Below are 13,949 nucleotides of genomic sequence, written 5' to 3'. Positions count from 1 at the left end.
CTATGCCCCAGGCCGCTCAGATGTCTTCCGAACCCGGTTTAGCCATTGGTTCGTTAGTGCAGCAGTCCCCGGAAGTGGCGAGCAGGCAAGGGCTTGAACAGGCCTTCGCGCTGTTCAGCCAGATGTCGACTCAGCTGACCGATTCCTACGGCCTGCTGGAAGCACGGGTCACCGAGCTCAAAGGCGAGCTGGCCGTGGTCAGCGCCCAGCGCATGCAGGAGCTGGCGGAAAAAGAACGTCTGGCGAACCGTTTGCAGCATCTGCTCGATCTGCTGCCCGGCGGCGTCATCGTTATCGACGGCACCGGCATGGTCCGCGAGGCCAATCCTGCCGCGCTCGATCTGCTGGGCGAGCCGTTGATCGGCATGCTCTGGCGCAACGTCATCGCCCGCTGCTTTGCGCCCCGTGAGGACGACGGCCACGAAATCTCCCTGAAGGACGGGCGCCGGTTGTCCATTGCCACCCGTTCTCTGGACGCCGAGCCAGGTCAACTGGTGCTGCTCAACGACCTGACCGAAACCCGTCATCTGCAAAGTCAGCTGGCGCGTCATGAGCGCTTGTCGTCGCTGGGCCGCATGGTCGCCTCGCTTGCCCATCAGATACGTACACCGCTGTCCGCCGCCATGATTTACGCCAGCCATCTGGCCGAACAGGCGTTGAACGTCGAGACGCAGCAGCGCTTCGCCGGACGGCTCAAGGAGCGCCTGCACGAGCTCGAGCATCAGGTGCGCGACATGCTGGTGTTTGCCCGTGGCGAGCTGCCGCTGACTGATCGGGTGACGCCGGCCGCGCTGGTCGCCGCCCTCGAATCCGCCGCCCAGACCCATGTGCGTGACGTGGCCGTGCGCTGGCAGTGCGACAGCGCGACGGGTGAATTGCTGTGCAACCGCGACACGCTGGTCGGCGCGCTGCTCAACCTCATTGAAAACGCCGTCCAGGCCAGTGCCGGCCATACTGACGGGCGGCGCCGCATCAAGATTCATGCGTACAACCGCGAAAACACGTTGCGCCTGTGTGTCAGCGACAGTGGCAGCGGCATTGAACCTGCTGCCCTGGCCCGCATCGGCGAGCCATTCTTCACCACCAAAACCACCGGCACCGGCCTCGGGCTGGCCGTTGTCACAGCCGTGGCGCGGGCGCATCAGGGCCGTGTCGAATTCCGCTCGCGTCCGGGCCGTGGCACCTGCGCCATCGTGTCGTTGCCCTTGGTTCCCGGGAATGGGCCTGGGGTTGGCGCATTGGCGATCCTGTCAGGTGAGCGTTCATGACAATTAAGGTGCTGCTGGTCGAGGACGACCCTTCTCTGCGTGAAGCACTCGGCGAAACCCTGGCGCTGGCCGGCCATGCCTATCAGGCGGTCGGATCGGCGGAAGAGGCGTTGATTGCCGCTGCCGATTCGTCGTTCAGCCTGGTGGTCAGCGACGTCAATATGCCCGGCATGGACGGTCACCAATTGCTCGGCCAGTTGCGCAGCCGCTACCCGCAGTTGCCGGTGCTGTTGATGACCGCCCACGGCACGGTCGACCGCGCCGTGGATGCGATGCGTCAGGGCGCGGCCGATTATCTGGTCAAACCTTTCGAGCCCAGGGCGTTGGTGGCTTTGGTGGCTCGCCATGCATTGGGCCGCCTCGGGCCGGCCGATGGCGAGGGTCCGATTGCGGTCGAGCCTGCCAGCGTGCAGCTGCTCAGCCTGGCCAGCCGCGTGGCCAAGAGCGATTCGACGGTATTGATTTCAGGCGAGTCCGGCACGGGTAAGGAAGTGTTGGCGCGTTTCATCCATGAGCAATCACCCCGGGCCGGCAAGCCGTTCATCGCGATCAACTGCGCGGCCATTCCGGACAACATGCTCGAAGCCACGCTGTTCGGCCACGAGAAGGGTTCGTTTACCGGTGCCATCGCTTCCCAGGCTGGCAAATTCGAGCAGGCCGAAGGCGGCACGATTCTGCTCGACGAGATTTCCGAAATGCCCATGGGCCTGCAAGCCAAGCTGTTGCGTGTGCTGCAGGAGCGGGAAGTGGAGCGGGTCGGTGCGCGCAAGCCTATCGAACTGGACATCCGCGTGCTGGCGACCACTAACCGCGATCTGGCCGGCGAAGTGGCGGCCGGGCGCTTCCGCGAAGACCTGTTTTATCGACTGTCGGTGTTCCCGCTCGCGTGGCAATCCTTGCGCCAGCGTCCCGCCGACATTTTGCCGCTGGCCGAGCGTCTGCTGGCCAAGCACGTCAATAAAATGAAGCATGCCCCGGTGCGGCTGTCGGCCGAGGCGCAGAAGTGTCTGGTCAGCTACGCCTGGCCGGGCAATGTCCGCGAGCTGGACAACGCAGTGCAGCGGGCGCTGATTCTGCAGCAGGGCGGCGTGATCCAGGCCGAGGACTTCTGTCTCGCCGGGCCGGTCACGTTCGCCGCCGCGCCGATGCCTCAGGTGTTGGCACCCGCTGTCGGCGCCATGGAAGCGTCGCCCGATAACAGCAGTGGGGAAGGGGCCGGCGCCCTGGGTGAGGACCTGCGTCGCCGGGAGTTCCAGATGATCATCGACACCCTTCGTGCCGAGCGCGGCCGTCGCAAAGAGGCCGCCGAACGCCTCGGTATCAGCCCGCGTACGTTGCGCTACAAGCTGGCGCAGATGCGGGATGCAGGGATGGATGTCGAAGGGTTTTTGTTTGCCTCCTGAACGTTCGTAAAAGGATCCGTAGGAGCTGGCTTGCTGGCGAACCTGGGGCGTCAGACGACGTATCTGTCTGACCTGCCACGGTTCGCCAGCAAGCCGGCTCCTACGTTTATGTGTCTGTCTAAATACCCATCCGAACACTTTCATCAAACGTGGCACATGGCCGCTATTGGTCTGGCACCCTTGTTGCTAATGCTTAGGTAACCGCTGAATCCGTGTCAAAAATTTGCGGCCCTTTTGAGAGAAACGTCATGACCCAAGGTGTTGAATTTAATCGCTTGATGTTGGACATGCGCTCCATGCAAATGGACGCCATGGCGCAGCCCAAGGCAATCGCAGCGCCAGAACAGGCCGGTGCGAGCAGTTTCGCCGACATGCTCGGCATGGCGGTGAACAAGGTCAACGACACCCAGCAGGCGTCGAATCAGCTGTCGACCGCGTTCGAGATGGGCAAGAGCGGCGTGGACCTCACCGACGTGATGATCTCTTCGCAGAAAGCCAGCGTGTCGTTTCAAGCGCTGACCCAGGTACGCAACAAGCTGGTTCAGGCGTACCAAGACATCATGCAAATGCCGGTTTGAGGACGATTTAAGTCATGGCCGAAGCCGTCGTCGATAACGTACCCGCCAAAACGGGTGCGCCAGGAAGCAAGCCGCCGATGTTCGGGCTGGCCTTCCTGCAAAATCTCTCCGAGATGACCATGCTGCGTCAGGTCGGCCTCATGGTCGGTCTGGCTGCCAGCGTGGCGATTGGTTTCGCCGTCGTGCTTTGGTCGCAGCAGCCTGATTACAAGCCGCTTTATGGCAGCCTGTCGGGCGTCGACACCAAGCAGGTGATGGACACGTTGGCGCAGGCCGACATTCCCTACACCGTCGAGCCCAATTCGGGCGCGCTGCTGGTGAAGTCCGATGACCTGTCTCGCGCCCGCATCAAGCTGGCCGGTGCCGGTATCGCCCAGAGCGACGGCAATGTCGGCTTCGAAATCCTCGACAAGGATCAAGGCCTGGGCACCAGCCAGTTCATGGAGGCCACTCGTTACCGTCGTGGCCTGGAAGGCGAACTGGCGCGGACCATTTCCAGCCTCAATAACGTCAAGGGCGCTCGCGTTCACCTTGCGATTCCGAAGAGTTCGGTGTTCGTGCGTGACGATCGCAAGCCCAGCGCTTCCATTCTGGTTGAGCTGTATGCCGGTCGTTCGCTGGAGCCGGGTCAGGTGCTGGCGATCATGAACCTGGTCGCCACCAGCGTTCCGGAACTGAACAAGTCGCAGATCTCCGTCGTCGATCAGAAGGGCAATCTGCTGTCCGATCAGGCCGAGAACTCCGAGCTGTCCATGGCTGGCAAGCAATTCGATTACACCCGCCGCATGGAAAGCATGCTGACCCAGCGTGTGCAGAACATTCTGCAGCCGGTGCTGGGCAATGACCGCTACAAGGCAGAAGTGTCGGCGGACGTTGATTTCAGCGCCGTAGAGTCCACCGCCGAAAGCTTCAACCCGGACCAGCCTGCTCTGCGCAGCGAGCAGACGGTCAACGAACAACGCTCCAGCAGCAGCGGTCCGCAAGGCGTACCGGGTGCACTGAGCAACCAGCCGCCAGGTCCGGCGACTGCGCCACAGAACGCCGCTGCCGGTGCTGCCGGTGCCGCAGGCGCCATCGCCCCGGGCCAACCGCTGCTGGACGCCAACGGTCAACAGATCATGGACCCGGCCACCGGTCAGCCGATGCTGGCGCCGTACCCGGCCGACAAGCGTAACCAGTCGACCAAGAACTTCGAGCTTGACCGCTCCATCAGCCACACCAAGCAGCAGCAGGGCAAGGTCAATCGCCTGTCGGTTGCGGTGGTGGTGGATGATCAGGTCAAGGTCAACCCGGCCAACGGCGAGACCACAATGATCCCGTGGACCGCCGATCAACTGGCGCGCTTCACCCGCCTGGTGCAGGACGCCGTCGGCTTCGATGCCAGCCGTGGCGACAGCGTCAGCGTGATCAATGTGCCGTTCTCCACCGATCGCGGCGAAGTGATCCCGGACATTGCGTTCTACTCGCAGCCGTGGTTCTGGGACATCATTAAACAGGCCATGGGCGTGCTTTTCATCCTGGTGCTGGTGTTCGGTGTACTGCGTCCGGTGCTGAAGGGCATCACCAATCCGCAAGGCAAGCGCCTGGACGGCGACTCCGAGCTGGGCGGCATGATCGGGATGGACAGTGAATTGGCAAACGACCGCGTCAGTCTGGGCGGTCCGCAAAGTATTCTGTTGCCGAGCCCCACCGAGGGCTATGACGCACAGCTCAACGCAATCAAGAGCCTTGTGGCCGAGGACCCGGCGCGTGTAGCGCAGGTCGTCAAAGAGTGGATCAACGCTGATGAGTGATAGAGCTGCCGCGCTTAAATTGACCCGGGTGGATAAGGCCGCGATTTTGCTCCTTACCCTGGGTGAGACCGATGCCGCGCAGGTCTTGCGCCACATGGGCCCGAAAGAGGTTCAACGTGTAGGCGTGGCCATGGCGCAGATGCGCAATGTGCACCGCGAGCAGGTCGAGCAGGTGATGACCGAGTTCGTCGACGTGGTCGGCGATCAGACTGGCGTCGGCATTGGTTCGGACGGCTATATCCGTAAAATGCTCACCCAGGCGCTGGGCGAGGACAAGGCCAACGGCCTGATCGACCGGATTCTGCTGGGCGGCAACACCAGCGGTCTCGACAGCCTGAAGTGGATGGAACCGCGCGCCGTGGCCGACGTCATCCGTTTCGAGCACCCGCAGATTCAAGCGATCGTCGTCGCCTACCTGGACGCCGATCAGGCCGGTGAAGTGCTGAGCCATTTCGACCACAAGGTGCGCCTGGACATCATTCTGCGCGTGTCGTCGTTGAACACCGTGCAGCCGGCGGCGCTGAAAGAACTGAACCAGATCCTCGAGAAGCAGTTCTCGGGCAACGCCAACACGTCGCGTACTACCCTGGGTGGTATCAAGCGTGCGGCGGATATCATGAACTTCCTCGACAGCTCGATCGAAGGCCAGCTCATGGATTCGATCCGCGAAGTGGACGAAGATCTGTCGACACAGATCGAAGACCTCATGTTTGTCTTCAACAACCTGTCCGACGTCGACGACCGTGGTATTCAGGCCTTGTTGCGCGAAGTCTCCTCCGATGTGCTGGTACTGGCACTGAAGGGCTCGGACGACGCCATCAAAGAAAAGATTTTCAAGAACATGTCCAAACGTGCCGCCGAACTGCTGCGCGACGACCTGGAAGCCAAAGGCCCGGTTCGCGTCAGCGATGTGGAAGGCGCCCAGAAAGAAATTCTCACCATTGCCCGTCGTATGGCGGAGGCCGGGGAGATCGTTCTTGGCGGCAAAGGTGGCGAGGAAATGATTTAAGCGTAGGTGTCGTTGATGTCCAGCTCCGATAAAGCAGCACCCAGTGAGCTCATCCGCGCCCAGGATTTGCGCGGCATCGACGTCTGGGCCTTGCCCAGCTTCGACCCGCACGTGGAAACGCCCGAGCCGGAACCGGTGGTCGAGGAAGCCGAGCTCGCCGAAAGCGAAGAAGTGCCGCTGGAAGAAGTCCAGCCGATGACCCTGGAAGAGTTGGAGAGCATCCGTCAGGACGCCTACAACGAGGGGTTTGCCATTGGCGAAAAAGAGGGCTTCCACAGCACCCAGCTCAAGGTGCGTCAGGAAGCGGAAGCGGCACTGGCGACCAAGCTTGAAAGCATGGAGACCCTGATGGGTCACCTGTTTGAACCGATCGCCGACCAGGATGCGCAGATCGAGAAATCGATGGTGTCACTGGTCGAACATGTGGTCCGCCAAGTCATCCAGCGCGAGCTGAAAACCGACTCCAGCCAGATTGGCACGGTGCTGCGCGAAGCGTTGCGGCTGTTGCCGATGGGCGCGGCCAATGTGCGCATTCTGATCAATCCGCAGGACTTCGCGCTGGTCAAAGCCATGCGTGAGCGTCACGAAGAAACCTGGCGCATTCTCGAGGATGAGACGCTGCAGCCGGGCGGTTGCCGGGTCGAGAGCGAGCACAGCCGCATCGACGCCACGGTCGAGGCGCGGATCAGTCAGGCCCTCGGCAAAATGTTCGATCAGTTGCACGAGCAGGCCCTGCACCCGGCGCCGCCCGATGTGACCATCGAGCTGGAAGAGGCGATCCAGAGCGCCGAAAAAACCACTTACCCGCTGGGTGCTGTCGATGCGCCTTGAACGCACCAGTTTCGCCAAACGCCTGAGCACGTATCCCGACGCTATCTCGTTGCCTGCGCAGCCGATCGTCGAAGGACGGCTGCTGCGCATGGTCGGCCTGACCCTCGAAGCCGAGGGCCTGCGCGCCGCCATGGGCAGCCGTTGCATGGTGATCAACGACGGCAGTCATCATGCGGTTGAGGTGGAGGCCGAAGTCATGGGCTTCTCCGGCGGCAAGGTATTCCTGATGCCGGTCGGCAGCGTCTCCGGCATTGCGCCGGGCGCCCGCGTCGTGCCGCTGCCGGACACCGGCCGTTTGCCCATGGGCATGACCATGCTCGGCCGCGTCCTCGACGGCGCCGGTCGCCCCCTCGACGGCAAGGGCGGCATGAAAGCCGAGGACTGGGTGCCGATGGACGGCCCGACCATCAACCCGCTTAACCGCAACCCCATCAGCCAGCCGCTGGACGTGGGCATTCGTTGCATCAACGGTTTGTTGACGGTGGGACGCGGTCAGCGTCTGGGCCTGTTCGCCGGTACCGGCGTGGGCAAGAGCGTGCTGCTGGGGATGATGACCCGCTTCACCGAGGCCGACATCATCGTCGTCGGGCTGATCGGCGAACGGGGTCGCGAGGTGAAGGAATTCATCGAGCACAGCCTGGGCGAGGAGGGCCTCAAGCGTTCGGTCGTCGTGGCCTCTCCGGCGGACGACGCGCCGTTGATGCGTCTGCGTGCGGCGATGTATTGCACGCGCATCGCCGAATATTTTCGCGACAAGGGCAAGAACGTCCTGTTGCTGATGGACTCGCTGACACGTTTCGCCCAGGCCCAGCGGGAAATCGCCCTGGCCATCGGCGAGCCGCCTGCGACCAAAGGTTACCCGCCGTCAGTGTTCGCCAAGCTGCCCAAGCTGGTAGAGCGCGCCGGTAACGCCGAGGCGGGCGGTGGCTCGATCACCGCGTTCTACACCGTATTGTCCGAAGGCGACGACCAGCAGGACCCGATCGCCGACTCGGCTCGGGGTGTGCTCGACGGCCACATCGTGCTGTCGCGGCGACTGGCCGAAGAAGGTCATTACCCGGCCATCGATATCGAGGCGTCGATCAGCCGGGTGATGCCGTCCGTGGTTGATCCGCAGCACATGGTTCAGGCGCAGTATTTCAAGCAGCTGTGGTCGCGCTATCAGCAGAGCCGCGATTTGATCAGCGTCGGCGCGTACGTGGCCGGCGGCGATCGCGAGACTGATCTGGCGATTTCGCTGCAGCCGCAACTGGTGAAGTATTTGCGCCAGGGCTTGCAGGAGAACGAGAGCATGCAGAGCAGTGAGGAGCAATTGGCGAAGATTTTCAATCCTCAGGCCGGCGGTTAACCGGTCATGGCACTCAGTCGCGCAGCCCGTCTGGGGCCGGTGGTCGATATGGCCGAGAAGGTCGAGAAGGCCGCCGTGCAGCGCCTGGGGCATTTTCAGGGGCAGGTGCGGCTTGCCGAGACCAAGCTGGGTGAGCTGGATAAGTTTCGCTCTGATTATCAGCAACAGTGGATCGATAAGGGCGCCCATGGGGTGTCGGGTCAGTGGCTGATGAATTATCAGCGCTTCCTCAATCAGTTGGAGACGGCGGTGGCGCAGCAGCGTCAGAGTCTGGCGTGGCATCAGAATAATTTGAACAAGGCGCGCGGCGAGTGGCAGAAGGCGTATGCGCGGGTGGAGGGGCTGCGCAAGCTGGTGCAGCGGTATATCGATGAGGCGCGCGCGCTGGAAGATAAACGCGAGCAGAAGTTGCTGGATGAGTTGGTACAGCGGTTGCCGAGGACGGAGCAGTTTTAAGAGCTTGAGATCAAGATCAAGATCAAGGGCATCTGCCTGGGGGCAGATTGTTTCGCCTTCGGCGAGTTACTTTTAAAAAGCACTAAAAGTAACCAAAAGTGCCTGCTCCCGGTTTGGCCCTCCTGCGTCGGGTTCCCTCGCTCCGGTCTTGCTCCGTGGGCCCGCGCCGAACGGACATCCATGTCCTGACGGCGCTCTCGCCGCATCCATGCGGCTCGGCCCACTGCGCAAAACCTGCGCTCGGCCTGCACCCAAGTCGCGTTTTGTGGTGTTTGGACTTTTTGCGTAGGAAGAGCAAAAGCAATGGCAATGGCAACGGCAACGGCAACGGCGAGGACGAGGACGAGGACGACGACACAGTGGGACCGGCTTTAGCCGGGAAGCTCTTGATCTGTTTCGCTGATCATTCCCACGCTCTGCGTGGGAATGCCGCCCAGAACGCTCCGCGTTCCGCAGTCGCCGTAAATTTCGACCCCTGCGCCAGGTGACGCAGAGCGTCCGGGGATGCATTCCCACGCGGAGCGTGGGAACGATCACGGACCAAAGGCTTCCCGGCTAAAGCCGGTCCTACAAAGCACCGCGTACACCCTGTAGGACCGGCTTTAGCCGGGAAGCTGTTGATCTGTTTTTGATCTTCATACGCCAAAAGCCCAAACACCGCCAATCGCGACTTGGGTGCAGGCTGAACGCAGACGACGCGCAGTGGGCCGAGCGGCATGGATGCCGCGAGAGCCCCGTCAGGACATGGATGTCCGTTCGGCGCGGGCCCACGGAGTGTCGTCGGAGTGAGGGTATTCCGACGAAGGAGGAACCCAACCAGGAGCAAGCACCCTTGGTTACTTGGGGTGCTTTTCCAAGTAACTCGCCGAAGGCGAAACGTCTGCCGTTAGGCGGACGCTCTTGATCTACACACCGACCCCGAATCGAACCATTTGCCACGCCTCACAAGGGCTGCTAAAACTCAAGCGTCTGGCGCTGTTTCATACAAGGAATTTGCCAATGTCAGTAACCTCCGACCGCTCCGCCGATGGCCAAGAACTGACCATCATCATCAAAGGGCGCTTCGATTTTTCGACCCACCAGGAATTCCGGAGCGCCTACGAGCCCAAGGAAAAACATGCCAGCCGCTACAAGGTTGACCTGAAAGACACCCACTACCTCGACAGCTCCGCGCTGGGCATGCTCCTGCTGCTGCGTGACCACGCCGGCGGCGACAGAGCCGATATCCAGCTGGTCAACTGCAACAACGACGTCAAGAAAATCCTCGATATCTCCAACTTCTCCAAACTCTTCAACATCGTCAAAACCGCCTGATGATCTCGTCTGCCTCCGATCGCCTGACGGTCCTCATCGCCGATGACAACGTCAGCGACCGGATGCTCTTGTCCGCCATCGTCAGCCGCCAGGGCCATGACGTCCTGACCGCCAGCGACGGCGCCGAAGCCGTCGGGCTATTCGAGCGTCGGCGGCCGCAACTGGTGCTGATGGACGCCATGATGCCGGTCATGGACGGTTTCGAAGCGGCCCGCCAGATCAAGACACTCGCGGGTGACGCGCTGGTGCCGATCATCTTCCTGACGTCGCTGACTGAAGGCGAAGACCTCGCCCGTTGCCTCGACGCCGGGGGCGACGACTTCATTGCCAAGCCCTACAACCAAGTGGTGCTGGCCGCAAAGATCAACGCCATGAACCGCCTGCGCGTGTTGCAGGAAACCGTCCTGCACCAGCGCGACCTGATCACCCGTCACCATAAATACCTGCTCAACGAACAGCGCGTAGCCAAGGCGGTGTTCGACCAGATCGCCCACTCCGGGTGCCTGAGATCGCGCAACATCCGTTACCTGCAATCGCCTTACGCGCTGTTCAACGGCGACCTGCTGCTGGCCGCGTGGTCGCCGTCCGGCAACATGCACCTGCTGCTGGGGGATTTCACCGGCCATGGTTTGCCCGCAGCGGTAGGGGCGATGCCCTTGGCCGAAGTGTTCTATGGCATGACCGCCAAGGGGTACGGCTTGCCCGAAACCCTGCGGGAGATGAACGCCAAGCTCAAACGCATCCTGCCGGTCGACATGTTCTGCTGCGCCGCGCTGCTGTGCCTGAACTTCAAACAGCAACTGGTCGAGGTCTGGAACGGCGGCCTGCCGGATGGTTACCTGCTGCATGGCGACGGCCGGCCGCATACGCCGTTGATTTCGTCGAACGTGCCCCTCGGTGTGCTGAGCGCCGGCAGCTTTGACGACAACACCCAGGTCTACCCCTTCGGGCCGGGGGACCGGGTGTTTCTGCTGTCAGACGGCGTTGTCGACAGCACCGGTCAGGACGGCGAACTGTTCGGCGCCCGGCGTCTGCAGAACGTGCTGGTGAGCAACCGCAACCCGGCGCTGCTGATCGAGGAAGTGCAGTGGGCCCTGGCGCGGTTTCGCGGGCAGGCGCGGGACGATGTGAGCATGGTCGAAGTGGCATTCGCCGAGCCTGACTTGCTCGGCCCGCCCTCGGTCATCTACACCGACAGCGGCGATTCCAGCCCGCTGGATTGGTCCGCTTCGTTCGAGTACCGCACGGAAACACTCAAGCGCTTCAACCCGTTGCCGTATCTGCTGCAGTTGTTGCAGGAGGTACACGGCTTGCGCATGCAGAGCAGCGAGCTGTATATCGTGCTGTCGGAGCTGTACAGCAACGCGCTGGAACATGGCGTGCTCGGGCTCGACTCGGCGCTGAAGCGCGACGCCGAAGGTTTTGGGCTTTACTACCAGCAACGCGCCGAACGCCTTGATCGTCTGGAAGACGGTTTTATCCGCATCGATTTTCAGATCGTCCCGGACGGCGAGGGCGGTCGCCTGACCGTGCGGGTGCAGGACAGTGGTGCGGGTTTCGATTCCGATCGCGTGCTGGCGCTGCCGCCTGCGGTCACCCAATTGTCCGGGCGCGGCCTTGCGCTGGTCCGGCAACTCAGCGACCGCTGTCAGTGGACCGATGATGGCCGGACGGCCAGCGTGGAATTTGCCTGGGAGGGTCTGGCATAATCCGCGCGTCTTGATCAAGGAGTGAACAAGTGTCGAATAATCCTGTGGACTTCAACGTGCTCAGCACGCTGCGTGACGTGATGGAAGCTGAATACCCGGCGCTGCTGAAGGTGTTCATTTCCGATTCCACCCTTCGCGTCAACGACATGACCCTGCTGCTTCGCGACCCTGCTTTCGCGGCGACCTCGACGGCGTCGCTGCAACGCCTTGGCCTGATGGCGCATAGCTTCAAAGGCAGCACCGGCAATATGGGCGCCACGCATTTGTCAGAACTCTGCCTGCAACTCGAAGAGCAGGGGCGCGGCGTGGTGACAGCGGATGACGCGCGGATCCGCTCGCTGGTGTCCCAGATCAGGGACGAGTTCTTCCTGGTGCGGGAGGTTTTCGAACGTGAGCTTGAACTTTGCCATGCCAGCCACTGAGTCTGCTTCCTGCATTGACTTTCAGCCCGGCTGTTAGCCCGGTCTCTCAGCCCCCCCGCTGGGCTGAAGCGCACCCTCATTCCAGCCGCTTTGCTTACTTGGCCCGCCGTTTGCTTTGTCTCTGTGTAATTGTGCTCTTGCGGAGATTCACATGGCCCTCGCCACCAACCCCTTACTGACGGCTTTGACAGCGGCCAAAGCCCAGAAAGCCGGGAATACCCCCTCGGCCAAGGCGCCGGACCCCGTCAAGCACAACAGTTCCAGCTTTTCTGACGTGTTTGCCAAGCAGGCGCAGGTCAAGTCTCAGAGTGCGGATAACCCGGCGCCGAAGCCGGCAAGCGCCAAGAGTTCGGCAGCCGACGACAAGCCCGCCGCCAGCCATACGTCTGCCGCCGCCGACAAGACCGTTGCCGATAACGGCAATGGCTTGCCTGCCAAACCGGTGAACGGCAAGGCCGATGACGAGGCGGGCGCGGGCAAAGGTAAGGATGACGACAAGGATGACGCCTCCGACACTGGGCAGGATCCGACGGTGGCGGATGCGCTTGCAGTCGATCCCACGCTGGACCCGACATTGGCCGTCACGCCGCCGGTTCAAGAGCCCGTGGCCGTCGCGCCTCCCGTTGAACCGGTGATGGATCCGGCGCTGCTCGCGGGCACCATGCCGTTGCCGGTGATGCCGCCGCCAGCCGTGCAAGCGCCTACCGATGCAGCCGACGCCACCGACGCAGCCGGCGACGGTTTCGATCCGTCCGCCGATCCGCTCGAAGGCTTGACCGCCGTGCAAGTCGCTCTGGAAAACAAGGCGCAGCAGACGGCGCAAAATAATGGTGTGCATGGCGACGGCAAGGGCGAGGGCAAGCAAGACCCTAACGCCGATCCTTCACAGCTGCTGGCCACTAACCTGGCGGCGCTGGGCGACCAACCTGTGGACAAGAGCACCACCGAAGGCGGCGGCGACAAAGCGTTCAGCGGCTTATTGGCTGATGGGCTGAAAGACGTGAAGGGCGCCACCAGCGATACGCGCATGGACAACTTTGCCGATCGTCTGGCGGCCTTGTCACAGGCCGCTCAGGTAAAAAACACCTCGGCGTCGGCCCCGGCCACGCCACTGCTCAACCAGCCACTGGCGATGAATCTGGGGGGATGGACCGAAGGCGTGGTCAACCGCGTGATGTACCTGTCGAGCCAGAACCTCAAGCAGGCGGACATCCAGCTGGAGCCCGCTGAACTGGGCCGTCTGGACATCCGCGTCAATATGGCGGCGGACCAGCAGACCCAGGTCACGTTCATGAGCGCCCACGTCGGCGTGCGTGAAGCGCTGGAAAGCCAGATGTCGCGGCTGCGTGATTCCTTCGTTCAGCAGGGCATGGGCCAGGTCGACGTCAACGTCTCCGACCAGTCCCGCGGCTGGCAGCAACAGGCTCAACAGCAGTCTGGTGGGGATGGCCAACGCAGCGGTGGCAGTGACCGCAGCAACGGTGTCGGCGGCAGCGACCTCATCGCCGACGGCGCTCCGGTGGACGCCGCCTCGGCCGCCGCCAACGCACCGCTGACCGTCGTGGGTTCCAGCGCGGTCGATTATTACGCCTGATCTAATGACAAGCGCGTTTCGCGGGACGCAAACACTGGTTCCGCTTCTGCCGCAGGCGTAGGAGCGCGCTTGCCCGCGATCTGCCGCGAAGCGGCAGTAAACCGGTGAGTGCGGTGTGTCAGCCTTAACCGCATTGGCAGGTTTTGCGACTGCTGCGCAGCCGATCGCGGGCAAGCGCGCTCCTACGCCCTTCGGGCAGAATCCAAAGCCGATATCGCGGTTTC

At 62.4% G+C, this 13,949-nt stretch carries 12 protein-coding genes; all 12 read left to right on the top strand.

Annotation, left to right across the window (positions count from 1 at the left end; genetic code table 11):
* Positions 1-20: 20 nt before the first annotated feature.
* The 12 genes from L4G42_RS09395 (at position 21) to L4G42_RS09340 (ending at position 13,725) form a co-directional block, all read left to right on the top strand.
* Positions 21-1,268 carry a sensor histidine kinase gene (locus tag L4G42_RS09395; RefSeq protein ID WP_237251458.1) on the top strand — a complete coding sequence of 416 codons (1,248 nt, stop codon included), beginning with the start codon at positions 21-23 and terminating at the stop codon, positions 1,266-1,268.
* On the top strand, positions 1,265-2,671 hold the full coding sequence (locus tag L4G42_RS09390; protein WP_237251457.1) for a sigma-54-dependent transcriptional regulator: 1,407 nt from the start codon (positions 1,265-1,267) through the stop codon (positions 2,669-2,671). The genes L4G42_RS09395 and L4G42_RS09390 overlap by 4 nt, the downstream gene beginning before the upstream one ends.
* A gap of 248 nt (positions 2,672-2,919) precedes the next feature.
* Complete coding sequence (gene fliE, locus L4G42_RS09385) at positions 2,920-3,249, top strand: flagellar hook-basal body complex protein FliE (protein WP_065987290.1); 330 nt, start codon at positions 2,920-2,922, stop codon at positions 3,247-3,249.
* Positions 3,250-3,263: 14 nt separating this feature from the next.
* Positions 3,264-5,042 carry a flagellar basal-body MS-ring/collar protein FliF gene (fliF, locus tag L4G42_RS09380; RefSeq protein ID WP_237251456.1) on the top strand — a complete coding sequence of 593 codons (1,779 nt, stop codon included), beginning with the start codon at positions 3,264-3,266 and terminating at the stop codon, positions 5,040-5,042.
* Positions 5,035-6,051, top strand: a complete 1,017-nt coding sequence (gene fliG, locus L4G42_RS09375) for a flagellar motor switch protein FliG (protein WP_237251455.1) — start codon at positions 5,035-5,037, stop codon at positions 6,049-6,051. The genes fliF and fliG overlap by 8 nt, the downstream gene beginning before the upstream one ends.
* 15 nt (positions 6,052-6,066) lie before the next feature.
* A complete protein-coding gene (gene fliH, locus L4G42_RS09370) occupies positions 6,067-6,882 on the top strand; it encodes a flagellar assembly protein FliH (RefSeq protein ID WP_237251454.1) in 816 nt (271 codons plus the stop codon).
* Positions 6,872-8,230, top strand: a complete 1,359-nt coding sequence (gene fliI, locus L4G42_RS09365; protein ID WP_237259706.1) for a flagellar protein export ATPase FliI — start codon at positions 6,872-6,874, stop codon at positions 8,228-8,230. The genes fliH and fliI overlap by 11 nt, the downstream gene beginning before the upstream one ends.
* Positions 8,231-8,236: 6 nt before the next feature.
* Positions 8,237-8,686 carry a flagellar export protein FliJ gene (fliJ, locus tag L4G42_RS09360; RefSeq protein ID WP_237251452.1) on the top strand — a complete coding sequence of 150 codons (450 nt, stop codon included), beginning with the start codon at positions 8,237-8,239 and terminating at the stop codon, positions 8,684-8,686.
* A gap of 999 nt (positions 8,687-9,685) precedes the next feature.
* Complete coding sequence (locus tag L4G42_RS09355) at positions 9,686-10,000, top strand: STAS domain-containing protein (protein WP_237251451.1); 315 nt, start codon at positions 9,686-9,688, stop codon at positions 9,998-10,000.
* Complete coding sequence (locus L4G42_RS09350) at positions 10,000-11,709, top strand: ATP-binding SpoIIE family protein phosphatase (RefSeq protein ID WP_237251450.1); 1,710 nt, start codon at positions 10,000-10,002, stop codon at positions 11,707-11,709. The genes L4G42_RS09355 and L4G42_RS09350 overlap by 1 nt, the downstream gene beginning before the upstream one ends.
* A 29-nt stretch (positions 11,710-11,738) precedes the next feature.
* Positions 11,739-12,131 (top strand): Hpt domain-containing protein, encoded by a 393-nt coding sequence (locus L4G42_RS09345; protein ID WP_237251449.1) that lies wholly within the window; start codon positions 11,739-11,741, stop codon positions 12,129-12,131.
* A 151-nt stretch (positions 12,132-12,282) separates the two neighbouring features.
* Complete coding sequence (locus L4G42_RS09340) at positions 12,283-13,725, top strand: flagellar hook-length control protein FliK (protein ID WP_237260772.1); 1,443 nt, start codon at positions 12,283-12,285, stop codon at positions 13,723-13,725.
* Positions 13,726-13,949: the final 224 nt, after the last annotated feature.

Origin of the sequence: Pseudomonas petrae, assembly GCF_021728295.1 — a bacterium.
GTDB classification, from domain to species: Bacteria; Pseudomonadota; Gammaproteobacteria; order Pseudomonadales; family Pseudomonadaceae; genus Aquipseudomonas; species Aquipseudomonas petrae.
The sequence above is the reverse complement of the archived record's forward strand: the minus strand, read 5'-3'. Positions and strand labels throughout refer to the sequence as shown.

Excerpts from the sequence above, each read along its gene's own strand:
- L4G42_RS09395 (WP_237251458.1), top strand. The coding sequence starts at position 21 with ATGTCTTCCGAACCCGGTTTAGCCATTGGTTCGTTAGTGCAGCAGTCC.
- L4G42_RS09390 (WP_237251457.1), top strand. The coding sequence starts at position 1,265 with ATGACAATTAAGGTGCTGCTGGTCGAGGACGACCCTTCTCTGCGTGAA.
- fliE (WP_065987290.1), top strand. The coding sequence starts at position 2,920 with ATGACCCAAGGTGTTGAATTTAATCGCTTGATGTTGGACATGCGCTCC.
- fliF (WP_237251456.1), top strand. The coding sequence starts at position 3,264 with ATGGCCGAAGCCGTCGTCGATAACGTACCCGCCAAAACGGGTGCGCCA.
- fliG (WP_237251455.1), top strand. The coding sequence starts at position 5,035 with ATGAGTGATAGAGCTGCCGCGCTTAAATTGACCCGGGTGGATAAGGCC.
- fliH (WP_237251454.1), top strand. The coding sequence starts at position 6,067 with ATGTCCAGCTCCGATAAAGCAGCACCCAGTGAGCTCATCCGCGCCCAG.
- fliI (WP_237259706.1), top strand. The coding sequence starts at position 6,872 with ATGCGCCTTGAACGCACCAGTTTCGCCAAACGCCTGAGCACGTATCCC.
- fliJ (WP_237251452.1), top strand. The coding sequence starts at position 8,237 with ATGGCACTCAGTCGCGCAGCCCGTCTGGGGCCGGTGGTCGATATGGCC.
- L4G42_RS09355 (WP_237251451.1), top strand. The coding sequence starts at position 9,686 with ATGTCAGTAACCTCCGACCGCTCCGCCGATGGCCAAGAACTGACCATC.
- L4G42_RS09350 (WP_237251450.1), top strand. The coding sequence starts at position 10,000 with ATGATCTCGTCTGCCTCCGATCGCCTGACGGTCCTCATCGCCGATGAC.
- L4G42_RS09340 (WP_237260772.1), top strand. The coding sequence starts at position 12,283 with ATGGCCCTCGCCACCAACCCCTTACTGACGGCTTTGACAGCGGCCAAA.